Genomic DNA, 23,003 nt, shown 5'->3' with positions numbered 1-23,003 from the left:
GGATGCGGTCGATTGGCCATCAAACTCAAGCCCTCTGGCAGAACGCCTCAAACCGCCACCTGCCGTACAAGACTGGTATGATCCTGATTGGCCAATATGATTCGCCCTTCGTTCGTCGCGTCGGCATTGGACTGACCTCGTACGGCATCTCCTTCGAGCACCGGCCGTGGTCTGCCTTCGGCGATGCCGACAAGATTCGGCCCTACAATCCATTGACGCGGGTGCCGACGCGGTGCTCGACAATGGCGAAGTGCTGATCGAGAGCCATTTGATGCTCGACTATCTGGACGGTCTCGTTCCGGCCGAGCGAAGGATGTTTCCGACGACCGAACCGACTCGCCATCAGGCGCTGAAGATCTCGGGCCTGGCGACCGGGCTCGGCGACAAGGCGGTCAGCCTGTTTTATGAATTGAGATTGCACGAGAAAGTCTCGGACGTCTGGATCAGGCGCTTCCGTGCGCAAATCGAAGCCGTTCTGACTGCGCTGGAGGCAGATCGTCAGGAGAGGCCGACACCATACTGGGTCGGTGACCGCCTCGGTCACGCAGACATCGCGGTTACCGCGGTGCTCCGCTTCATCGGCGAGGCGCATCCCGGGCTGGTTTCGCTGAAGGACTTCCCGGCGCTTTGCGCGCATGCTGAGCGGATGGAAGCACTGCCTGTCTTTCAAACGGTCTCGCAGCCGTTCATCGCGCCCGCCTAGGCAAGCGCTGTCGCAGCCTAGTGCAGCACCAGCATGTCGCTCGACGAGAACGATATCTCGGCCTTTTCACCGACCGCGGGGGGCGGGGTCGCCGGGCTGTTGAAGGTGTCGAGCGAGACCGTGTTGCCGCCGATGCCGACGCGAACCCGGATGACCGAGCCGAGGAAATGCACTTCGGAGATTTCGCCGGAAAGGCTGGAGTCGCGGCCGGGCTGGCGGCCGAGCGAAATCGCTTCCGGACGCAACGCCAGTGACAGCGTGTCGCCCGACTTGGAGCCGTTGAGCTTGCCCTTGAGCGAGACTTGTTCTGAATTGACCCGCACCGTGCCTGCCGCGGCATCGGTGACGGTGCCTTCGAGCACGTTCAGCGTGCCGACGAAATTGGCGACGAACTTGGTTGCCGGGCGGTTGTAGATCTCGAACGGCGTGCCGACCTGCTCGGCCTTACCGCCATACATGACGGCGATACGGTCCGAGATCGACAGCGCCTCTTCCTGGTCGTGCGTGACAAAGATCGTGGTGATGCCGAGCTTCTTCTGGATAGAGCGGATTTCCTCGCGCAGTGACACGCGCACCTTGGCGTCGAGCGCCGACAGCGGCTCGTCCAGCAGCAGCAGCTTCGGCTTCGGCGCGATCGCGCGGGCCAACGCGATGCGCTGCTGCTGGCCGCCCGAGAGCTGATAGGGATAGCGATCCGCCATCTGCGGCAGCTTGATGATGCCAAGCATCTCGGCGACACGAGCATCGATATCCGCCCTGGACATGCCAGCGACCTTCAGGCCGAAGCCGATGTTCTGCGCCACGGTCAGGTTCGGAAACAGCGCATAGGCCTGGAACACCATGCCGACATTGCGCTGGTTGGGCTTCAGCCTCGTAATGTCCTTGCCACCGACGACGATCGTGCCCGCGCTCGGCTCCTCGAAGCCCGCCACCATGCGCAGCACGGTGGTCTTGCCGCAACCGGACGGGCCGAGGAAGGAGACGAATTCGCCGCGCTCGACGTCGAGATTGAAATCCTCCACGACCGTGGTGGCGCCGAAGGATTTTCGAACGTGCTGGATGGAGAGGAACGGGTCGGCCATGGTGTTGTTCTTTCGCTCAGTTCGGGCGGTTCGCCGATTTCGGCGCGAAACGGGACAGGATCTGGATCAGCGACATGCAGCCCCAGGTGATGGCGAAGGCAATGACGGCAAGGGCCGCTGGCTCATAGGCACGATTAGCGCCGATGTTTTGCAGATAGGGGCCGAAGGCCGGCCGGTTGAGGAGGCTCGCCATAGTGAATTCGCCGATGACAATGGCAAAGGTGAGGAAGGCGCCAGACAGCACCGCGATCAGCACATTTGGCAGGATGACTCGGCCAATGATGGTACCCCAGCCGGCACCCAGAATCTGCGCCGCCTCCGTCAAGGTGCGCACATCGATGGTGCGCAGACCGGTATCGACGGCGCGATACATGTAAGGCAGCGCCAGCGTTGCATAACCGATCACCAGCAAGGCATTCGCACCCATGTTGCTGCCCAGGAACGGCAACGGGGAGTTCGAGCCGTACATCCTGATGTAGCCAAAGACGATGACGATGGCTGGAATGACCAGCGGCAGCAGCGTGATGAACTCAACGATCGGTCGCAACTGCGGCAGGCGCAGCCGGATCCAGTAGGCGGTGGGCACCACGACCAGAACGCCGAGAATGATGGTGAAGACGGCTGCAATCACCGAATACAGGAAGGTCGCCTGGAAGCGCGGATCGCCCAGCACAATCTGATAGGCGTCGAAGGAATGGACGCCACGCCGCATGCGCAGCGAGAACTCGACCGTCGCGAGCAGCGGAATGAAGAAATAGGCCGCGCCTAGAATGAAGACGACCCAGGCCCAGAACCTTCCCGACTTCATTTGAGCCACCTTTCGGAACGCGTCCGGAACCAGATGTAGAAAACATTGGCAAGCCCGGTGATGACGATCATGCCGAAAGCGATGGCATAGCCGAGTTGCGGGTTGTGCAGCACATCGCCATTGATCTGCGAGTAGAGCTTGATGGGGACGATGTTGAGCGCCGGACCGGCAAACGCATAAGCGGTCGCGATGGCGCCGAAGGCATTGGCGAACAGAAGGATGACCGTGCCGAGGAAGCTCGGCCATATCACGGGAATGACCACCATGCGCCAATACTGCCATTGAGTGGCGCCGAGCGTGGCGGCGGCCTCACCCCATTCCTTCTTCAATCCGTCGATGGCCGGCACGATGATGACCACCATCAGCGGAATCTGGAAAAACAGATAGACCGCGATCAGGCCCGATGTGGTGAGGAAATTGAAGCCCATCGCATAGATGTTGATGTTGAGCACGTCACGCAGAAGCGTTGTGACGATGCCGACCCGACCGAGCGTTGCTATAAACGCAAAGGCCAGTGGCAAGCCGGCGAAGTTCGAGGCGACGCCCGAGAACGTCAGGGTCGCGGAGCGCGTCCAGCCTGGAAGTCCGCCGCGCACGATCGCGATCGCTATTGCGAGCCCGGCAAACGCCCCGAGAATGGCCGACCAGAAGCTGATCTTGATCGAAACCCAATAGGAATTGCTGATCGAAGGATCGCTGACCAGTTGCAGGATGTTATCCAGCGTAAACTGGCCTTCCCTGCCCTGGAAAGCGCCCACCACGAGATAGAGCGTGGGCAGGATCAGAAACATCAGGGCAAAGATGAAGAAGGGTGCCACGCCGATCCATTGTGTCGGCAAACGGAACGCGGCCGCCGCGTTGGGCGGCGCGGGCTTGGCAGCCATTGTCTGATTTGAAAGCGAGAGGTCGGTCATGCGCCGGCTACCGTCTTCGAGGAAAGACCGGGCGGCCTCGCGGCCGCCCGGCGGATCTCAAGTCTTACTTGACGTTGGCGCCGACAACGGCATCCCAGTTCTTGCTGATGGCTTCCTTGGCCTTGCCCTGCTCGTCGAGCGTCGGGAACACGGCCGAGGCATAGGACTCAGCCGGTGGCAGCTTGGCCAGCACGTCCGCCGGGATCTTGCCGTTCTTGGCGAGATCATTGAAGCGGATCGGGTGGCAATAGCCCTTCAGCCAGGCGACCTGGCCTTCGTCGGAATAGAGATACTCCATCCAGAGCTTGGCTGCGTTCGGATGCGGCGCATAGGCGCTGATCGCCTGCACGTAGACGCCAGCGACAACGCCGGTCTTCGGCACGACGACGTCGACGGGCGGGTTGCCCTTCAGCGTGTCGCGACCTGCAAGCGCATTGTAGTCCCAATTGATCAGGATCGGGGTCTGGCCCTGGGCGAGCGTTGCGGGCTTGCCGACGACCGGAACGAAGTTGCCAGCGGCGTTGAGCTTCTTGAAGAAGTCGAGGCCAGCGGTGCCGGCAGCTTCGCCAGCGGCAGCGCCCGACGACAGACCGGCGGCATACACCGCTTGGATGGCCTGGTTCGAGGCGCGCGGATCACCGGCAAGGGCGACCGAGTTGGCAAATTCCGGCTTCAGCAGGTCGGCCCAGTCGGTCGGCGATTCCTTGACCAGATCCTTGTTCACCATCATCGACAGAACGCCGTAGTAGTCACCGTACCAGGCGCCATCGGCATCCTTGGCGCTGTCCGGGATCGAGTCCCAGGTCGACACCTTGTAAGGCATCAACAGGCCATCGGCCTTGGCGGTCGGGCCGAAGGACAGACCGACGTCGATAACGTCGGGCGCTTGCGGACCCTTGTTGTCCTTGTTGGCCTTGATCGCCTCGACCTCGTCGCCGGAACCGGCATCGGGGTTGAGTTCGTTGACCGTGATTTCCGGATACTTCGCCTTGAAACCTGCGATGACGTCGCCGTAACCGCACCAGTCATGCGGCAGCGCGATGGTGGTAAGCTGGCCTTCGGCCTTGGCGGCCTTGACGAGATCGTCCATCGAATCCGCGGACGAAATCACCGTCGACGCGAAAAGCGCCGCGGCCGAAAGGGAAAGCACTTTCCCCGTGAATTTGAACATGTGTTCTCTCCGTTGAACTGACGCCGTTGGACGCCTGCGATCCGGTATCGTTTTCATGTGACAGCCAGATGAAAGCTTTGTGAAACCGGCTGCTCGCAGTGCGAAAAAGTAAACTCTTTTTAACCTGATGTAGCAATCGCTTCGCGATTCTTTTTCCGGCTAACTAGTTTCTGCCTTGCCCGTCATCCTCCCCCTTGTTTTTGCAGCCCCTTTTCAAATCACTTTCCTGTGCCGAAAACGCCTCAGATCGTTCCGGCGATGGCGTTTTCGAGGAGGGTCAGCGCCGCCTTCTTGGTCAGCTTGACCGGGTTGCCACCGGCGGTCGGATCGACCACCGCCATGTCGGCGATCAGCGCCTTGCGCTTCTTGTCCATATCGAGCCCCTTGATCAGGCCCGGCAGCGCGTGCGGCACCTTCAATTCCTTGCGCAGCTTGATGATCGCCTTGGCGAAGCCGTCGAAACCACCCTTGATGCCGCAATAGGCGGCGAGCCGGGCAATACGCTCCTCGATGGAGTCGCGGTTGAAGGCCAGCACATAGGGCATGAACACTGCATTGGTCATGCCGTGATGGGTGTCGTAAAGCGCACCGACCGGATGCGACAGCGAGTGGATGGCGCCGAGCCCCTTCTGGAAGGCGGTGGCGCCCATCGCTGCGGCGCTCATCATATGGGCGCGCGCCACGAGATCCTTGCCATTGGCATAGGCCTTCGGCAAGTTCTCGAAGACCAGCCTCACACCTTCGACAGCGATGCCGTCGGCCATCGGATGATAGCCCGGCGCGCAATAGGCTTCGAGACAGTGGGCGAGTGCATCCATGCCGGTGCCGGCAGTGATGAAGCCCGGCATGCCGACCGACAGTTCCGGATCGGCGATGACGATTGCCGGCAAAAGCTTCGGATGGAAGATGACCTTCTTGGTGTGCGTCGCCTCATTGGTGATGACGCCGGCGCGGCCCACCTCCGATCCGGTTCCGGCGGTGGTCGGCACGGCGATGATCGGCGCGATGGCATCTGAATTGGCACGCGTCCACCAATCGTCGACATCCTCGAAATCCCACACCGGCCGCGTCTGTCCGGCCTGAAAGGCAATCAGCTTGCCAAGATCGAGCGCCGAGCCACCGCCGAAGGCAATGACGCCGTCATGCTTGCCCTTCTTGAACACGGCGATGCCGGCGGTGAGATTGGATTCGACGGGGTTCGGCCTGACCTCGGAGAACACGCCATAGGGAACCTTGGCGTCATCGAGGATCTTCAGCGTCGAGGCGACTACCGGCAGTTTCGCCAGGCCCGGATCTGTGACGAACAGCGGCCGCTTGATACCGGTGGCCGCCAGCACTTCAGGCAATTCCTTGATGCGCCCGGCGCCGAAGCGGACGGTGGTCGGGTAGTTCCATTTGGAGATGAGCTTGGACATTTTTGTCTTTCAATGATTCAGATGGCTTCGCGCAGATGGAATGATTTCGGCCTGGTCAGATTGTCGTAGCCGATGGCCGACAAGCCCGCGCCCTTGCCGGTGTCCTTGACACCGGTCCAGACCAAGGCAGGGTCTAGATAGTCACAGCGGTTCATGAACACCGTGCCGGTCTCGACGCGGTTGCCGATCGCCACCGCATGCTCGGTATCGCGCGTCCAGATCGAGGCGGTCAGTCCGTAGGGGCTGTCGTTCATCAGCGCGATCGCCTCTTCGTCGTTGCGCACCTTCATGATGCCGACGATCGGGCCAAAGCTTTCCTCGCGCATCACGCTCATCTGATGATCGACATTGGTCAGCACTTCCGGTGCCAGATAGGGTGAACCGGCCTTGTCGTTAGCCACCTTCATGTTGATGTGCGCCTTGGCACCCTTGCGCAGTGCCTCGGCCTTCTGTTCGCGGATCAGGTCGGCGAAACGCGCCTGCGCCATCGGCCCCATCGTCGTCGCCTGATCGAGCGGATTGCCGACGACATAGTTCTTCGTCTCGGCGATGAAGCCTTCGACGAATTCGTCATAGACCTTCTCGTGCACATAGACGCGTTCGATGCCGCAGCAGCACTGGCCGGAATTGTAGAAGGCGCCGTCGACCAGATTGGCGACCGCATGGTCCATCTTGGCGTCGGGCAGCACATAGGCCGGATCCTTGCCGCCAAGCTCGAGGCCGAGCGTCATGAAGGTGCCCGCCGCTGCCTTTTCGATGGCACGGCCGCCGGCGACCGAACCGGTGAAATTGACATGGTCGATCTTGCCCGAGCCGAGCAGCCTTTCGGTCTGGGCGTGATTCAGCACGATATTCTGGAAGACGCCCTTGGGCAGACCCACTCTGTCGAAGGCCTGCTGAAAGCGCTCGCCGACCAGCAGCGTCTGCGCCGCATGCTTGAGGATGACGGTGTTGCCGGCCATGAGCGCCGGCACGATGGTGTTGACGGCGGTAAGGTAAGGATAATTCCACGGCGCGATCACCATGACCACGCCGAGCGGGTCTTTCTTCACATAGCGGCGGAACCCGTCCTTCGGGTTGGAGGCCGGCACCGACTTGAGCGCCGCCTCGGCGATCTCGACCATGTAGTTGGTGCGTTCCTTGACGCCGCCGAACTCGCCGCCGTAGCGCACGGGCCGCCCCATCTGCCAGGCGATCTCCGGCACGATCTCGTCGGTCATCGAGACCAGCGCTTCCAGCATGGCCAACATGTACTTGCCGCGCTCGACGATCGGCGTCTCAGCCCACTTCTCCTGCGCCGCCTTGGCGCGTTCCACCGCAGCGTTGATCGCCTGGTCCGTTGCCACGGGCCGCTCGGCATAGATCGAGCCATCAATGGGGGATATGAGTTTGACCGTTTCGGTCATTTTTTAAGTCCTTTGTCTGCCAGTTTCTTGGCTCGACGCCAATCTTTTTCGCTCATCGACCCTCATTTCGAGAAGGCCGAAATTTCAAGGCACTTTACCCTCCCCCTTGAGGGAAGGGGCTTCGGGGTGGGGTAAGGCGCGCTAGAGCTTCTCAGCCTCACCCCGATCCGCTTCGCGGATCGGCCCTCGCCACTCGCTACAAGGAGGAGGGCAAGCTTTAATACCGCTCGAACCCCCTGTGCAGCTCCCAATCCGTGATGCGGCGGTCGTATTCGAACTGCTCCCACTTGGCGGTGTGGACATAGTGTTCGAGCACATCGTCGCCGAGGGCCTGCTTGAGCATCTTCGACTTCGCCAGCGTCTCGGTGGCATCGCGCAGTGTCTTTGGAATCTCCGGCAAACGCGATGCCTGATAGGCATCGCCGACGAAAGGTTTCTGCAATTCCAGCTTCTCGTCGATGCCGGCAAGACCGGCGGCGATCAGCGCCGCGAAAGCAAGATACGGGTTCAAGTCGGCGCCGCCGATGCGGCATTCCATGCGGATGCCCTTGGTGCCCTCGCCGCACAGGCGGAAGCCGGCGGTGCGGTTGTCCTCGCTCCACATGATCTTGGTCGGCGCAAAGGTGCCGGCCTGGAAGCGCTTGTAGGAATTGATGTAAGGCGCCAGGAACCAGGTGAATTCCTTAGCGTATTTGAGCTGGCCGGCGGCCCATTGCTGGCCGAGCGTCGACAGCGTCCAGTCGGCCTTTTTGTCGAAGAACAGCGGCGTCTTGCCGTCGGCGCTCCACAGCGAATTGTGGATGTGGCTGGAATTGCCAGCGAACCCGTAATTGTACTTGGACATGAACGAAATCGCCTTGCCCTCGGACTCGGCGATTTCCTTGGCGCCGTTCTTCAGGATGACGTGGCGGTCGGCCATGTCGAGAGCCTCGGCATAGCGCACATTGATCTCTTCCTGGCCCGGACCCCACTCGCCCTTGGAATTCTCAATCGGAATGCCGGCCGCTTCCATCTCGTTGCGAAGCCGGCGCATGACGCCTTCTTCCTTGGTGGTGATGCCGATCTGGTAATCGCCGATATAGGGCGATGCCGTATCGAGACCCTGCCAGTGCTTCTTGCGGGCGGAATCGTAGGTCTCGTTGAACAGATAGAATTCGAGCTCGGAAGCGAAATAGCCGATATAGCCGCGCTCGGTCAGCCGCTTGACCTGCTTCTTGAGGATGGCGCGCGGTGAGTGCGGCAGGTCGTCATGAGTATGGTGGTCGAGCACGTCGCAGATCACAAGCGCGGTCTTTTCCAGCCAGGGAATGCGCCTCAGCGTGGCGAGATCCGGCTTCATGACGAAGTCGCCATAGCCCTTCGACCAACTCGCCGCCTTGTAGCCGGGCACCGGCTCCATATCGATGTCGGCGGCCAGCAGATAGTTGCAGCCATGTGTTTCGTCATGCGCGGAATCGACGAAGTACTGCGCCAGGAACCGTTTTCCCGCCAGCCGGCCCTGCATGTCGACGATGCAGGCAAGCACGGTGTCGATCTCGCCGCTGGAGACCGCTTTCTTCAACTGATCGAATGAGAAATTTCCGGCCATTCCTTTGGCACTCCAGCGCTTGGGCTTTGAATGAGTTGAACGAAACCATGGCCGGCACGATGCCGGCCATGGCCATGATGGTTGATGTCAGTGGCCGGTTTCGCCGACGGCCTGTTCGGCCGCCTTGATGGCCGCCTGACGCGCCGCGATGATGTCGCCAAGCGGCGGACCCTGGAAACGGTTCCGCTCGAAGCCGAACCAGACGAGCGCGGTTAGCACCAGGAAACCTAGCGTAATGTAGAGCGCCCAGTCATTCGGCGGCTGAATACCGACTACGAAGATCAGGATCATCGACAGGATGGAGAGCAGACCGAATAGCATGAAGATACCGCGCCCCATGTTCCAAGGCCCCATCTTGTCCCATTTTGGCGTGCCCCAGGCTAGCATGCCGAGCACGATCGGCACGGTGAAGGACAGGAACAGGAAGATGACGGTGCAGGATACCACGATGGTGTAGGCCGAGGTGCCGGCGACGGAAACCAGCGTCGAGCCCCAGACGAACAGCACCGACAGGATCGAGGCCGTCCAGATCGCCGCCACCGGCGTGCGGTAGGTCGGGCTGACCTTGGCGAGTGCTGTTGAAGCCGGCAGGCCGCCGTCACGCGAGAAGGCGAAGATCATGCGCGAAGCCGAGGTCACGGTTGCGAGACCGCACAGCAGCTGTGCGACGAACACGACGAGGTAGACGAACTCCTTGATCCCGGGGCTGACGCGCTGGTCGAAGGCCCAGAAGAACACGTTCCAGCCCTGCTTGGCGGCGTCGTCCATGTTCGGGATCATCAGCACGAAGGCAGCCAGGAACAGGTAGCCGAAGACGGCCGACCAGATCACCGACATGACCATGGCGCGCGGCACGGAACTGGCCGCCTTGATGGTTTCCTCCGAGGTATGCGCCGAAGCGTCATAGCCGGTGATCGTATAGATCGGCAGCAACAGGCCGAGCGCGAACACCCAGGCATTCGACACCGCCGGCCAGACACCGCCGCCAGCATCGCCGGAGTAATTGTGGAAGGTGAAAAGACGGCTGAAATCCCAGGTTTCCGCGGAGATCAGGCAGACGACCGCAATCAGGATCGCGCCAAAAAAGATCAGGTAACCCGAGAAATCGGTCAGCTTGGCCGTCAGCTTGATGCCCAGATGGTTGATCAGCGCCTGAGCGCCGGTGATGATGACCAGGAAGATCATCTGGTTGGTCAGCGTGCCTTCAATGCCGAGCGTCGGCCCAAAGGCACCTATGAAGAACGTCCAGGTGCCGACATTGATGGCGCCGAGCACGGTGATCAGACCGAGCAGGTTGAGCCAGGCGGTCACCCAGCCGGTGCCGCGGTTGCCGAGGATCGAACCCCAGTGATAGAGGCCGCCGGCGGTCGGATAGGCCGAGCTGATCTGCGACATGGCGACCGCGAAGGTCAGCGAAACGAAGCAGCCCACCAGCCAGCCGATGCCGATGCCGATGCCGCCGGCGCCGGAAGTGCCTTGCGCCAGCGAATTGATGCCGCCCGACAGGATGCAGATGATCGAGAAGGAAACGGCGAAATTCGAAAAGCGGCTGAGGCGCCGCTCCAGTTCCTGGGCATAGCCCATGCTGTGGAGGGCCTTTACGTCCTCCGCCTTGTCTACGTCTGTATAACCCGGTGCTGCCATTTTGGTGTCCCCTGTGGTTCTTAGCTGGCCGATTGAACTGACTTTCCGACTGAATGCGATCTGGTTTGTCCGGCCTCCTCTGGCTCCAGATCCGAAAAAATGCCCGTGAGCAGATCCGCCCATTTCCGCTGCCCGGTCTCGCCGGCGATTTCGTCGTTGCGGATTTCGATCATCGCGCAGGGCAAGCCGCGCGAGCGCGCGTGGCGTTCCAGCGTGAAGTAGACACGGTCGGCCGGCGAATAGGGCTCGTTGACGCCGACAGTGACGCCGGCAAGCCGCTTCAGCGCCGATATCAGCGGCGATGCCAGCCGGCGATCCTCGTCATGGATGATGCCGATGTGCCACGGCCGGTTTTTGGACTTGTAGACCGGTGTGAAGGAATGGACCGAAACCAGCCGCGTTTCCTGACCGTGTGACAACCTGTCTTCGATGATGTCTGCAATCGTGTCGTGGAAAGGCTGCCATGACAGCGCGACGCGGGCCGCGCGCTGCTTTTCCGACAAGCCGGTATTGCCCGGTATTGCCGTTATCTCACTGACCGGCGGCACCAGGTCGGGCGCATCGAGCGGACGGTTGCAGTCGACGACGAGGCGCGAAATGCGGGTCTCGACCAGCGTCGCATCGAGCGCCTCGGCCATGCGGCGGGCGACCGGCAGCGCGCCGGGATCCCAGGCGATGTGACGGGACAGGTCCTCGGCGGCAAGGCCGAGCGTGCCGAATTCGGCGGGCAGGAAGTTCGAGGCGTGATCGCAGGTCAGCACGAAAGGGCTCGATCCGCCTGGGTTCGTCACCCTCACGGTATCAGACGATGCAAGACTGGCGGGCCGTGCTTTCTCCATAGTCTGCCGTCCCCGGGGAGCGCTGTACCGTATGTTACGTATTTTGCCTCATTGCGTCCCTGTGGATGATTTCATACAGTTTGGCCGGCTTTGTCAAATGCGATTTCGGAAAAGACCGTCAGCTAGGTCAGGAGTGGGGAAAACATGATTTCCAACATTGCCGAACTGATCGCCGACCGCATCGGCACGATGCCGGCCAGCGAACGGCGCGCGGCCCAGACGCTGATCGCCAACTATCCGATGATCGGCCTTAAGACGGTTGCCGAATTCTCGGCAGCGGCCGGCGTTTCCTCGCCAACGATCCTGCGTTTCGTCTCCCGGCTCGGCTTTCAGAACTACCCGGAATTCCAGTCGAGCCTGCAGGACGAACTGGCGGCGCAACTGCAATCGCCGGCGACAAGGACGCTCAACCCGCCCTCGCCCGGCGGCGGTACCGTGTCACCAATGCTGGAAGCGACGCTCGACAATATGCGTGAGACGTTCCGGCATCTGTCCGACAAGCAGCTTGCCGACATCGCCGCACGGCTCGCCGACCGGCGCGGCAAGACCTTCCTGATCGGCGGCCGCTTCACCGATCCGCTGGCGCGCTACATGGCAGCCCACCTCGCCGTCATCCAGCCAAATGTCTTTCACCTCGCCGGCCAAGAAAGCATGTGGCGCGACCGGCTGATCGACATGGGCAAACGCGATGTGCTGGTGATCTTCGACATCAGGCGCTACCAGAACAGCCTCGTGCGCTTCGCCGAGAAGGCGCATCAGCGCGGCGTTCAGATCGTGCTGTTCACCGACCAGTGGTTGTCCCCGATCGCCCGCTTTGCTCGCCATGTCATCGCCGGGCGAACGGCCGTGCCGTCGGCGTGGGATTCGTCGGCTGCCCTTTTCGTCGTCGCCGAAACGCTGATCGGCGCCGTTACCAGGCAACTGGAAGCAGAGGGCGCCAAACGCATCCGCGAAATGGAAAGTCTGCGTTAGTGCATGTAGCGACGATCCCGAACGTTACGCATATTTTCTCAAACGTTACATATATTTAACGTGCGCAGGCACTGGCGAGTTGTCATAAAGGCGCGATATCGGGGTGCTGGCTTCTTCGCCTTACAATAGCCGCGCTGCGTCTGCTTCATTTCGGGAAACCGGCAGACGGCAGGATTATTTTGCCAACCGGAGTGCCGATGGCCGCCTGGAAACAGATACTTGTCGCGCTTGTGGTGCTGGTGGTGGCGGCAGGCGCATGGCTGCGCTTTTATCCGGGTGCTCACGACGTGCTGGCACGCTGGGGTATCGAGTGGGCTTATGTGGCAGCGCCCCCTGCTGGAACCGGTGACGCCAACGCGAAGCAGGCAAACGGCCGCAATGGCGTCAACCAGCGGGTGAACGTGGTCGCCCTGGCAGCCACTTCGGATGTTATCAACGACCGCCTGCAGGCGATCGGCACCGGCCGTGCCAATGCCTCGGTGACCGTCAATCCCTACAGTTCCGGCCGCCTCGCCGAACTGCTGGTCGAATCCGGCAGCCATGTCGACAAGGGACAGATCATCGCGACCCTCGATTCCGAGACCGAAGTGATCTCTCAGGACCGGGCCAAGCTCGCCTTGCAGGATGCGCAATCCAAGCTCGACCGCGTCAAGTCGCTGCGCGCCTCCAACGCCGCGACCCCGGTCGCGGTCGCCGACGCCGAAGTGGTGTTGGCGGGCGCCAAGCTGGCGCTTCAAGATGCGGAACTTGCGCTGCAGCGCCGGTCGATCCTGGCGCCGATCGCCGGCACCGTCGGTATCCTGCCGATCTCCGCCGGCAACTATGTCACCAACCAGTCGGCGATTGCCACGCTCGACGATCGCTCAAGCATTCTGGTCGATTTCCTGGTGCCGGAGCGTTTCGCCGCCGCCGTCAAGGTCGGCGCGCAATTGACGGCGACGCCGATCGCCAATCCCAGCAATGCTTATACCGGCACGGTTTCGGCCATCGACAACCACATTGACGAGAAGAGCCGCACCTTGCTGGTCAAGGCCAAGATCGCCAACCCGGCCGATTCCCTGCGCGCCGGCATGTCGTTCGGCATCACCATGAAATTTCCGGGGCAGACCTATCCGGCCGTCAGCCCGCTGGCGATCCTGTGGGGGTCGGACGGCGCCTATGTCTGGCAGATCGAGGACGGCAAGGCCAGGCGGGTTCCGGTGCGCATCATCCAGCGCAACACCGAGACCGTGCTGATCGACGCCGAGATCGACCGCGGCGACATGGTGGTCACCGAAGGCACTCAGAGCCTCAGCGAGGGCGGCGCGGTCCGCCTCGCCGGCGAGGAGCAGCGCGCCGCGGACGCGGCCGAAGGCTCATGACCGGAACCATCAACGCCGCCAGCGATACCGGCTTCACCGCGCTGTTCATCCGCAGGCCGGTCATGGCCTTCGTGCTGAACACCCTCATTGCCGTTGCCGGCCTCGCCGCCTTCTACGGTGTCGAGATCCGCGAACTGCCGGACGTCGATCGTGCGGTCGTCACTGTTTCCACCGCCTTCGAAGGGGCGGCTGCCGAAACCGTGGACCGCGAACTGACCGACACGATCGAAGGCGCTGTCGCCCGGGTCTCCGGCGTCAAGTCGATCTCGTCTTCTTCCTCATTCGGTTCGAGCCGCGTCACCATCGAGTTCAACGACGGTGTCGACCTCAATGTCGCCGCCTCGGACGTGCGTGATGCCGTCGGCCGCGTCGCCAACCAGATGCCGGACACCGCCGATCCGCCGCGCATCGTCAAGGCCGATGCCAATTCCGACCCGGTGATGCGACTGGCGGTGACCTCGGACAACATGTCGATCCAGGACATGACCGTTGTGGTCCAGGACCAGATCGAGGACGAGCTGGCCGCCGTGCCTGGCGTTGCCGACGTCCAGGTCTATGGCGACCGCGACAAGATCTTCCGCATCGACGTCGACCAGAACAAGCTCGCCAGCCTCGGCTTCACCGTTGCCGACCTCAGGGCGGCACTTGCCTCCGTCGCCTTCGATTCACCGGCCGGTTCGATCACCACGACCAACCAGGACCTGATCGTTCGCACGACCGCCGACGTGACCACGCCGGAAGAGTTCGAAAACATCATCATCGGCGGCACGACGCGCATCCGCGACGTAGCCACCGTCACGCTCGGCCCCGATGTCGGCCAGACCACGCTGCGTTCGGATGGTAAGACCGGTATTGGCATCGGCATCATCCGCCAGGCGGAATCGAACACGCTGGACATCTCGACCGGCGTCCAGGCCGCCGTCGCCAAACTGCAGGAAAATCTGCCCAAAGGCATGTCGATCAAGATCACCAGCGACGACGCGGTCTTCGTCAAGGGCGCGGTGCACGAGGTCGAGATCGCGCTTGGCCTGTCCGTGACCATGGTGCTGATCGTCATCTATGTGTTTCTGCTCGACTGGCGTGCGACGCTGATCCCCGGCCTGTCGATGCCGGTCGCCATGATCGGCACCATCGCCGCCATCTATCTGGCCGGCTTTTCGATCAACATCCTGACCCTGCTCGCTCTGGTGCTGGCGACGGGACTGGTCGTCGATGACGCCATCGTCGTGCTCGAAAACATCGTGCGACGACGCAACGAAGGCATGGGACCCCGCGCGGCGGCCGTGCTCGGCGCCCAGGAGGTGTTTTTCGCCGTCATTGCCACGACGCTGACGCTGGTCGCCGTCTTCGTGCCGATCTCGTTCCTGCCCGGCCAGACGGGCGGGCTGTTCCGCGAATTCGGCTTCGTGCTCGCCATGTCGGTTCTATTGTCCTGCGTGGTGGCGCTCACACTTTGCCCGATGCTCGCCTCGCGTATGCTGTCCAGCGCGTCGCATCGCCACGAAGACGGTCACGGCATCGGCGCCCGCATTGGCGGCGCGCTGAGCGCAGCCTACAGGCGCGGCCTGCACGCCTGCCTCGATGCGCCTTGGATCGTGCTTCTGGTCGCGGTGCTGTTTGCCGGCACCGCCTTCACGCTGTTCGGCACCATCCGCCAGGAACTGACGCCGACCGAGGACCGCGCCGTCGTGCTGCTGCGCATTAGCGCACCGCAAGGCGTCAGCCTCGACTACACGACCCAGCAGATGCAGAAGATCGAGAAACTGATCCAGCCGATGCGCGATTCCGGCGAGATCCGCAGCACTTTCGAGAATGCCGGCCAGAACGGCTCCTACAACTCCGGCTTCATGGTGATGACGCTGGCGCCGTGGAACGAGCGCAGCCGCAGCCAGCAGGAGATCATGGCCGAGATCAGCCGGCTGACCAAACAGGTGCCGAGCGTGCGCATCTTCCCGGTGCAGCCCAACAGCCTCGGCATCCGCGGCGCCGGCAACGGCCTGCAGTTCGCGCTGGTCGGCAACAACCGCAAGGCGCTCGGCGACGCGGCCGTCAAGATCATCGCCGAGATGCAGAAGGACCCGCGCTTCCAGACCCCGCGCTTGTCCATCGACCCGACGCAGCCGCAGTTGGCGGTGGCCGTCGATCGCGAACGCGCCTCCGACCTCGGCATCGACATCACCGGGCTGGCCAACACCTTGCAGGCCATGCTCGATGGCAACGACGTCGTCGACGTCTACATCGCCGATCGCAGTTATGGCGTGAAGCTGGTCTCGACCACCAATCCGATCAACGATCCGACCGATCTGGAAAACATCTTCCTGAAAACGGCCGATGGCCGGTTCGTGCCGATGTCGACCATCGCCAAGCTGACCGAACGTGCCGTGCCGCCATCGCTGTCGCGTGAACAGCAGCAGCCGTCGGTAGCCATCACCTCCAACCTTGCCGGCGACTTCGCGCTTGGCGATGCGCTCACCCGCGCCGAGGAAATCGCCACGCCGCTGCTGCCTGCGGGCAGCCGCGTCCTGCCGCTGGCCGAAGCGGCGACATTGGGCGAGACCAACAGCGCCATGATCACCATCTTCGGCTTCGCCCTGGTCATCATCCTTTTGGTGCTGGCCGCCCAGTTCGAGAGCTTCGTCAGCGCCGTCATCATCATGGCGACGGTGCCGCTCGGCCTCGCCTGCGCGATCTTTGCCTTGCTGCTCTCGGGCACCAGTCTCAACGCCTACAGCCAGATCGGCCTGGTGCTGCTGGTCGGCGTCATGGCCAAGAACGGCATCCTGATCGTCGAATTCGCCAACCAGTTGCGCGATCGCGGGCTTGGCGTGCGCGAGGCGATCGAGCAGGCTTCGATCATCCGCGTGCGGCCGGTGATGATGACGATGATCTGCACCGTGCTCGGCGGCTTGCCGCTGGTGCTGGCGAGCGGCGCCGGTGCCGAGGCACGCGTGGCACTTGGCTGGGTCATCGTCGGCGGACTGGGGCTGGCTACCGTCTCGACGCTGTTCCTGACGCCGGTCGCCTATCTCCTGCTTGGCCGCTTCGTCACGCCGAAAACGCATGAGGAGGCGCGGCTGAAGCGCGAACTCGAGGAAGCCGCCTACACCAATGTGGAGCCGGCGGAGTAAACTCCCGCCTATCTCAAGAGACGGCCCTCGATCGACCAGCGCGCGGCGAGGAAATTCAGCACCGCCGCCACCACCACACCGCCGATCTTTGCCGGCCACACCCCGGCGATCCCGGCGAACAGCGCGATCGAAAGGCTGGAGACGCCGAGCGAAATCAGCGCCCCAAGCGAGGCGAATCGAAGGAACGCATCGCGCAGCCGGATGGCTCGATTGCGCTCGAACGACCAGAAGCCATTCGCCGCAAACGAGAAGGTGACGGCGATGAACCATGCAACGATGTTGGCGGGCAGCGGCGAAACCCCGAGCTTAAGCAGCAGGAAGAAGCTGGCAAGGTCGATGGCTGTGTTGGCAAGTCCGACAATGGCAAAGCGGACGATCTTGTTGCCGGTCGAACGCGGGGGCCGCTCGGCGTCGCTCATCCCTTGCCATCCATGATTGCGACGCCGGCGCGGGCTAGGCTGGCGCCGAACGCGTCCGATGCCAGCACCGTGAATTCGACCTCGCGTACGCCTTGCATCGTGTCGCGCGCGCGCAGCGTCTCGTCGACATGGCCAGGGTGGCACATGAACAGCCCGCGTTCCGGCAATGCCTCAACGGCGGCCTGCAGCACGGAAGCGAATTTTTCGGGTTGCCGCCAGTCATAGATGCCGGTGAGCGGCTCGAAAAGGGTGAAGCCGGCCCGCTGCATCGACCGGTTGAAGCCGGCGGCGAGCGCGGCAATCGCGGCGACTTTCGGCACCGAGGCGAATTGGCCCGCCAGTGCCGGGGCGCCGCGTAGCGCTGGCTTGTCGCTTCCCTGGCCAAGGCGCGCGCGCAGCCATGTTCGCACGACGGGAAGGAAATGCACATGCTGATGCCCGTCGACGAAATCGGGGCGGCGCCCCAGCGCCTCGACGAAGCGGCTATACTGGACGTCGAGCTCGGCATGGACATCGTGATCGTCGACGCGGCCGCGCAAGACAGGCAATGCCAGTGAGCGGAGCGGCGGCAGCCGGCCTTCCGGCGCCAGGCTCGACCGGCTGGCGACGGCCGGCTGGTCGGTCAAGGTGAGATGCAGCCCGACCGCGACACGGCCGCACAGAGGTTTTATGCGCGCCGCCTCATCAGCCCATTCTGGAAAGCCGGTCATGCAACTGGTGCCGGTCAGGCGCCCGCGATCGAGCAGGTCGAGGATAGCGGTTGAGACGCCGGGCGCCAGGCCATAGTCGTCGGCGATCAGGCGGATGCGCCGCGTCATCTGTCGGAAGCGCCCGGCTCCGGCCTATCGGCGGAGACCTCGCTGCGCACGACATCGCGCACGAGATAGACCGGTCGATCCTTGCTCTCGCTGAGCGTGACCCAGACATATTCACCGATCAGGCCAAGCAGGGTCAGGTTGAGGCCGCCGAGCAGGACGACGGCGACCAGCAGGCTGGGGTAGCCCGGAACGGCAATGCCGTAGAAGATCACCTCGACGAACACCTTGGCGCCGTAGATCGCGCCGGCCAACGCCGCGAGCAGCCCGCTAAGGCTGATCAGGCGCAGCGGAATGACGGAGAACGAGGTGAACCCCTCCAGCGAGAAGGCGATCAGGTTGAGCCGGCTCCATTTCGACGTGCCGCTGGCGCGGCTCTCCGGCGAATAGGGCAACGCCTTCTGGCGAAAGCCCGCCCAGGCAAACAGGCCCTTGTTGAAGCGACGCTTGTCGCGCAGGCTGGTCAGCGCGCGCGCGACAGCGCCGCGCATGACGCGAAAGTCGCCGGCATTTTCGGGAATGTCGAAACGCTGGCTGCTGTTGATCAGGCTGTAGAAAAGCCGAGCCAGCTGGCTGCGGCGCCAGCTCGCCTCACGGCGGTCGTTCTGCGCATAGACGACGTCGATGTCCGGATGGTCCACCAGCTCTGCGATCAGCTTCAGGCTGATGTCCAAGGAATGCTGGAGGTCGGCGTCCATGATCAGCACCATGTCGCCGCGCGAATGATCGAGGCCGGCGAGCACAGCGACTTCCTTGCCGAAATTGCGGCTGAGGCGGACGATCTCCCACGACCCTATCAGCGCCTGGGAAAACCGCCCGGCGCCATCGTCACGGCTGCCGTCATCGACGAGGATCTTGTGCACGGTCATGCCGAAGCGCTGTGCCACGGCCGTTTCGAGCTCGGCGAGCAGTTGGGCAAATGCTGATGCCGATGGCGCCTCGTTGAAGAACGGCGCGACGATATCGAGTGTCGGCCGCAGCTCAGCCATTTGCGATCCCCGCATTCATCACCTTGTCGCGTGCCTTGGCCCAGAACCACCAGATCAGCGAACCGGCAATGAACGTGACCGCGATCGGCCGGAACCAGGGGTATAGGAAATCGTGCACATGGCGCTCGACGCCGCTCAGTCCGATCGCGAACAGCGCCGTCGACAGCACCGAGGCCAGGACGCCGCCTCGTTCTTCGCGCCACAACAGGGCTATGGCGAGACCGGCGGGCACGGCGATCATGGCATAGGTGTTGGGCTCGACGCGGGGGTTGAAGACGCACATGTAGAAAGTGGCCGTCAGGAAGATCGCCAGCCCCGCAGGTCCGCGTTCAAGCTTGCGGTCGAACCAGATGACCGCGGTAAGCGTGAACAGGGCCATGATGATGCGCACGATCGTGGCACCGAATTCCGGAATGGGCAGTCCCACTCTGGTGAACGGCGCCGTGAAATCGGTGGGCACGAAATGGCTGGTGTTGTCGACCGCCATAGAGGTCAGCATCTGGGCGAAGACACGATACTGATCGTTGAGGTAGCCGGCGGGAGCGAAGGCGTAAGGCAGCGCGAGCACGAACAGCACCGCCAGTAGCAGCACCGGTATCAACCGGAGCCGAAGGGCTCCTACCAACAGCAGCATGATGATCGCGGTCGGCTTGGCGATGACGGCAAGCGAGGCCCAGAAAAAGGTCTCGGCGCGCCGCCCTTCAAGGGCCGACAGGGTGAGAAGCCAGCAGGCGCCGGTCAAAAGGATTGTCGCCTGGCCGTTGCGGATCGCCCCCGCTGCCATAGGCAAAGCGAGGAAGAGACCGAAAGAGAGCAGCCAGGTCAATTCATCGCCGCCGAGCTTGCGCACCTGCCGCATCGCGGCGTAGGTGAGCACCGCAAAGCCAAGCGTGTGCCACACCACGCCGCCCAGATGCGAGCCGAGTTTGACGATTGGAATATAGAGCGCGGCAAAGGCCGGCGCGTAGAGATACCCCATCTCGGATTGGGTGTCGTAGAGCGGCAGACCGGCCATAAGCGCCTCGCTGCCGTCTATATAGGCCTGCCATACCGTGCGCGTGTGGGGCGACCACAGGACCATGGCAAGAACGATCAGGAACGCTCCGATCCACAGGCCGAACCCCAAACGGTCGAAAATCGGCTTGGAAATCATCATTAAGGCATCCCACACCACCCCGGAACTGGCTCAGTCCAGCATTGTCCCGACATTCGATCGCGGCGGCATATCACGGACAAAGCGGCGTGGCATAGGGGTCTGAGAGACAGGACTGCCGCCTGACGATCCGGACAGCTGCCGGATCCGGCATTCTCGGTCCGTCGAAAGTCCTCTGAAGCCTGGTATCCAAGCTTCCGTGTCTTTCGAATTGGGCTAAGGTCGAATGAACACCTTGCCGTTGGGCTTGGCCAGTTCCCCCGGCAGCCGCGCCATGGCTTCGGCGAGCGGCACCACCGCCGTCACGTCGGTCGACCAGCGCCCGTCGGAAAACCGCTTCTGCGCTTCCAGGATCGCCGGGCCGCGGCGGTCGCGGAACTGGCGCATCCATTCGCTCAGCCAGAAACCTTCGATATGCTTGTGCTGGAAGATCAGCTGGCCGGGCTCGCGGATAACAGTGGCTTCGGGATCGAGCCGCCCGTAGATGATCCAGCGCGAACGCTTCGGCATGGCGTCGAAGATGGCGGAGGCCAGCGGCCCGGTTACCGCGTCAAGGAAGATGCGCGGCTGTTCGGCCTTCATCACCTCGCGTAGCGCCGCCTTGAAATCCGGTGCCTTTTCGTTGAGCACGTGCGCCGCGCCAAGCGCTTTCAGCGCCGCGATCTGATCGTCTCGGCGCACGGTGACGATCGGCCGGAAACCCTCTTCCATGGCCAGGCCGATGATCAGCTTGCACAGCTGGCTGGCGCCGGCGGTCATGACGAAGGCCTTTTCGCCTTCCTGTTTGACGATGTCGAACATCGCGAGCGCGGTGAGCGGGTTGACGATCATCGCCGCGCCGTCCTCGTCGCGGACGGTGTCGAGCAGCGGGATGCAGACCGCCGCCTCGGCGACGGCATATTCGGCCCATGAGCCCCAGTTGCTTACACCGGTGGCAAAGGCGACGCGCTGGCCGATCAGGCTTTTTGGATAGGGCTCGTCACCGCTGGCGACGACGGTGCCGACTCCCTCGAAGCCTGCTGGCTGGCCCATGGCGCGCGGCTGGCCGTACTGGCCCTTGATGAAGGCGACATCGGACGGATTGATCGAGGCGAGGCTGACCTTGATCAGCACCTGCGTCGGCGCGGGTGTCGGCACCGCGATGCTGCCCGGCTCAAGATAGGGCTCCATCGCTTCCAGCACACTGCCGCTCGGCGTCCTGGTGTAGCCATCGCCGACCAGCAACAACGCCTTCATTTCGGAGGGGATCGTCATCGGATCACTCCTTGCTTGGACCTGTCGGCATCGCCAGGGGCGGATGCCAGCGCTCAGACCTTTTCCTGCGTGTATTTTTTCAGCTCGGTGCGCGCCACCTGCCGGCGATGCACGGCGTCCGGACCGTCGGCGAGGCGCAATGTCCGCAGATGCGTCCACGACCGCGCCAGCGGTGTGTCCTGGCTGATGCCTTGCGCGCCGAACATTTGCACCGCCTCGTCGGTGACCTTGAGCGCAACGCGGGGTGCGACCACCTTGATCTGGCTGATCCAGGGGGCCGCGGCCCGCGCATCGCCCTGGTCGATCATCCACGCCGCCTTGAGGCAGAGCAGGCGGGCCATCTCGATCTCCATGCGGCATTCGGCGATGATGTCGAAATTGGCGCCGAGCTTGGCCAGGGGCTGACCGAAGGCCTCGCGGCGCACGGAACGCTGGCACAGCATCTCCAGCGCCATCTCGGCCTGGCCGATGGCGCGCATGCAGTGATGGATGCGGCCGGGGCCAAGCCGCCCTTGCGCGATCTCGAACCCCCTGCCCTCGCCGAGGATCAGGTTCGACGCCGGTACCCGCACATTGTCGAAGCGAAGATGCATATGGCCATGCGGCGCGTCATCGTCGCCATAGACCTGCATGGCTCGGACCTTGGTCACACCCTTTGTGGCTGACGGCACCAGGATCATCGAATGGCGGCGGTGCTGCGGCTCGCTGTCGCCGCCGGTCCGGACCATGACGATATAGATGGCGCAGCGCGGATCGCCGGCACCCGATGCCCACCATTTCTCGCCGTTGAGCACATAGTCGTCGCCCTGTCGCTCGCAACGCATGGCAATGTTGGTGGCGTCGGACGAGGCGACATCCGGCTCCGTCATCAGATAGGCCGAGCGGATCTCGCCGTCGAGCAGCGGCTCCAGCCACGCCTTCTTGTGGTCGGTCGAGCCGTACCGCTCCAGCACCTCCATGTTGCCGGTGTCGGGCGCCGAACAGTTGAAGGTCTCGGCGCCGAGATGCGCCTTGCCCATCTCCTCGGCCAGATAGGCATATTCGACGGTGGAAAGGCCGTAGCCGCGTTCCGATCCGGTCAGCCAGAAATTCCACAGGCCGCGCTCCCTTGCGGTCTTCTTCAGCCCTTCGAGGATTTCGCGCTGGCGCGCACTGTAGACCCAGCGGTCGCCTTCCTTGCCCACCTCGCTCAGGAATTCCCTGTCGAGCGGCATGATCTCGTCGCGCACCATGGCCGCGACGCGCGCGTGGATCGGCTTCAGCCGCTCGGTCATGCCGAGATTCATCTCCGTCATCGGTCGCTAACCCTTCATACACGCCAGGCATTTTGTCAGTGGCAAGG

The 23,003-nt window shown here is 62.9% G+C and carries 18 protein-coding genes and 1 pseudogene; 4 read left to right on the top strand and 15 right to left on the bottom strand.

The window, feature by feature from the left end:
• Positions 1 to 77: 77 nt before the first annotated feature.
• Positions 78 to 703: pseudogene (locus tag ASD12_RS29535) on the top strand (glutathione S-transferase family protein).
• A gap of 17 nt (positions 704 to 720) precedes the next feature.
• Here ASD12_RS29535 and ASD12_RS29530 read toward each other — a convergent pair.
• The 9 genes from ASD12_RS29530 to ASD12_RS29490 form a co-directional block, all read right to left on the bottom strand.
• Positions 721 to 1,785, bottom strand: a complete 1,065-nt coding sequence (locus ASD12_RS29530) for an ABC transporter ATP-binding protein (protein WP_056595154.1) — start codon at positions 1,783 to 1,785, stop codon at positions 721 to 723.
• Positions 1,786 to 1,801: 16 nt separating this feature from the next.
• Positions 1,802 to 2,593: an ABC transporter permease gene (locus ASD12_RS29525; RefSeq protein WP_056595153.1), complete on the bottom strand. Its 792-nt coding sequence runs from the start codon at positions 2,591 to 2,593 to the stop codon at positions 1,802 to 1,804.
• Positions 2,590 to 3,477: an ABC transporter permease subunit gene (locus ASD12_RS29520; RefSeq protein ID WP_200951018.1), complete on the bottom strand. Its 888-nt coding sequence runs from the start codon at positions 3,475 to 3,477 to the stop codon at positions 2,590 to 2,592. Before ASD12_RS29520 ends, ASD12_RS29525 begins: the two co-directional genes overlap by 4 nt.
• A 94-nt stretch (positions 3,478 to 3,571) precedes the next feature.
• A complete protein-coding gene (locus ASD12_RS29515) occupies positions 3,572 to 4,678 on the bottom strand; it encodes an ABC transporter substrate-binding protein (RefSeq protein ID WP_056595149.1) in 1,107 nt (368 codons plus the stop codon).
• 242 nt (positions 4,679 to 4,920) lie between these two features.
• On the bottom strand, positions 4,921 to 6,093 hold the full coding sequence (locus tag ASD12_RS29510; RefSeq protein ID WP_056595147.1) for an iron-containing alcohol dehydrogenase: 1,173 nt from the start codon (positions 6,091 to 6,093) through the stop codon (positions 4,921 to 4,923).
• Between the two features lie 17 nt (positions 6,094 to 6,110).
• Complete coding sequence (locus tag ASD12_RS29505) at positions 6,111 to 7,499, bottom strand: aldehyde dehydrogenase family protein (RefSeq protein ID WP_056595144.1); 1,389 nt, start codon at positions 7,497 to 7,499, stop codon at positions 6,111 to 6,113.
• A gap of 217 nt (positions 7,500 to 7,716) precedes the next feature.
• A complete protein-coding gene (locus tag ASD12_RS29500; RefSeq protein ID WP_056595142.1) occupies positions 7,717 to 9,087 on the bottom strand; it encodes a glutamine synthetase family protein in 1,371 nt (456 codons plus the stop codon).
• Between the two features lie 87 nt (positions 9,088 to 9,174).
• Positions 9,175 to 10,731 carry an amino acid permease gene (locus ASD12_RS29495; protein ID WP_056595141.1) on the bottom strand — a complete coding sequence of 519 codons (1,557 nt, stop codon included), beginning with the start codon at positions 10,729 to 10,731 and terminating at the stop codon, positions 9,175 to 9,177.
• A 20-nt stretch (positions 10,732 to 10,751) separates the two neighbouring features.
• The gene (locus ASD12_RS29490) at positions 10,752 to 11,570 is read right to left on the bottom strand and encodes an N-formylglutamate amidohydrolase (protein ID WP_056595138.1); all 819 of its coding nucleotides are present in this window, start codon (positions 11,568 to 11,570) and stop codon (positions 10,752 to 10,754) included.
• A gap of 144 nt (positions 11,571 to 11,714) precedes the next feature.
• On the opposite strand from ASD12_RS29490, the gene ASD12_RS29485 reads away from it, so the two are divergent.
• The 3 genes from ASD12_RS29485 to ASD12_RS29475 all read left to right on the top strand — a co-directional run bounded on the left by ASD12_RS29485 (position 11,715) and on the right by ASD12_RS29475 (position 17,031).
• On the top strand, positions 11,715 to 12,542 hold the full coding sequence (locus tag ASD12_RS29485) for a MurR/RpiR family transcriptional regulator (protein ID WP_056595136.1): 828 nt from the start codon (positions 11,715 to 11,717) through the stop codon (positions 12,540 to 12,542).
• Between the two features lie 197 nt (positions 12,543 to 12,739).
• Complete coding sequence (locus tag ASD12_RS29480) at positions 12,740 to 13,903, top strand: efflux RND transporter periplasmic adaptor subunit (protein ID WP_056595129.1); 1,164 nt, start codon at positions 12,740 to 12,742, stop codon at positions 13,901 to 13,903.
• Positions 13,900 to 17,031 carry an efflux RND transporter permease subunit gene (locus ASD12_RS29475; RefSeq protein WP_056595127.1) on the top strand — a complete coding sequence of 1,044 codons (3,132 nt, stop codon included), beginning with the start codon at positions 13,900 to 13,902 and terminating at the stop codon, positions 17,029 to 17,031. The genes ASD12_RS29480 and ASD12_RS29475 overlap by 4 nt, the downstream gene beginning before the upstream one ends.
• Before the next feature lie 8 nt (positions 17,032 to 17,039).
• On the opposite strand, the gene ASD12_RS29470 is transcribed toward ASD12_RS29475, so the two are convergent.
• The 6 genes from ASD12_RS29470 to ASD12_RS29445 form a co-directional block, all read right to left on the bottom strand.
• The gene (locus tag ASD12_RS29470) at positions 17,040 to 17,450 is read right to left on the bottom strand and encodes a GtrA family protein (protein ID WP_056595125.1); all 411 of its coding nucleotides are present in this window, start codon (positions 17,448 to 17,450) and stop codon (positions 17,040 to 17,042) included.
• Entirely contained in the window at positions 17,447 to 18,268 is an 822-nt protein-coding gene (locus ASD12_RS29465) for a ChbG/HpnK family deacetylase (protein WP_056595123.1), read from the bottom strand. The genes ASD12_RS29470 and ASD12_RS29465 overlap by 4 nt, the downstream gene beginning before the upstream one ends.
• On the bottom strand, positions 18,265 to 19,254 hold the full coding sequence (locus tag ASD12_RS29460) for a glycosyltransferase family 2 protein (protein WP_056595122.1): 990 nt from the start codon (positions 19,252 to 19,254) through the stop codon (positions 18,265 to 18,267). Before ASD12_RS29460 ends, ASD12_RS29465 begins: the two co-directional genes overlap by 4 nt.
• Complete coding sequence (locus ASD12_RS29455; protein WP_056595120.1) at positions 19,247 to 20,410, bottom strand: glycosyltransferase 87 family protein; 1,164 nt, start codon at positions 20,408 to 20,410, stop codon at positions 19,247 to 19,249. The genes ASD12_RS29460 and ASD12_RS29455 overlap by 8 nt, the downstream gene beginning before the upstream one ends.
• 213 nt (positions 20,411 to 20,623) lie before the next feature.
• Positions 20,624 to 21,661, bottom strand: coding sequence for a zinc-binding dehydrogenase (locus tag ASD12_RS29450; RefSeq protein WP_056595118.1), 1,038 nt, complete (start codon positions 21,659 to 21,661; stop codon positions 20,624 to 20,626).
• Between the two features lie 53 nt (positions 21,662 to 21,714).
• On the bottom strand, positions 21,715 to 22,956 hold the full coding sequence (locus ASD12_RS29445) for an acyl-CoA dehydrogenase family protein (protein WP_056595116.1): 1,242 nt from the start codon (positions 22,954 to 22,956) through the stop codon (positions 21,715 to 21,717).
• Positions 22,957 to 23,003: the final 47 nt, after the last annotated feature.

This window comes from Mesorhizobium sp. Root102, assembly GCF_001425625.1.
Taxonomy (GTDB): domain Bacteria; phylum Pseudomonadota; class Alphaproteobacteria; order Rhizobiales; family Rhizobiaceae; genus Mesorhizobium.
Note: the sequence above shows the minus strand (reverse complement) of the source record. Positions and strands in the feature narration are given on the sequence as shown.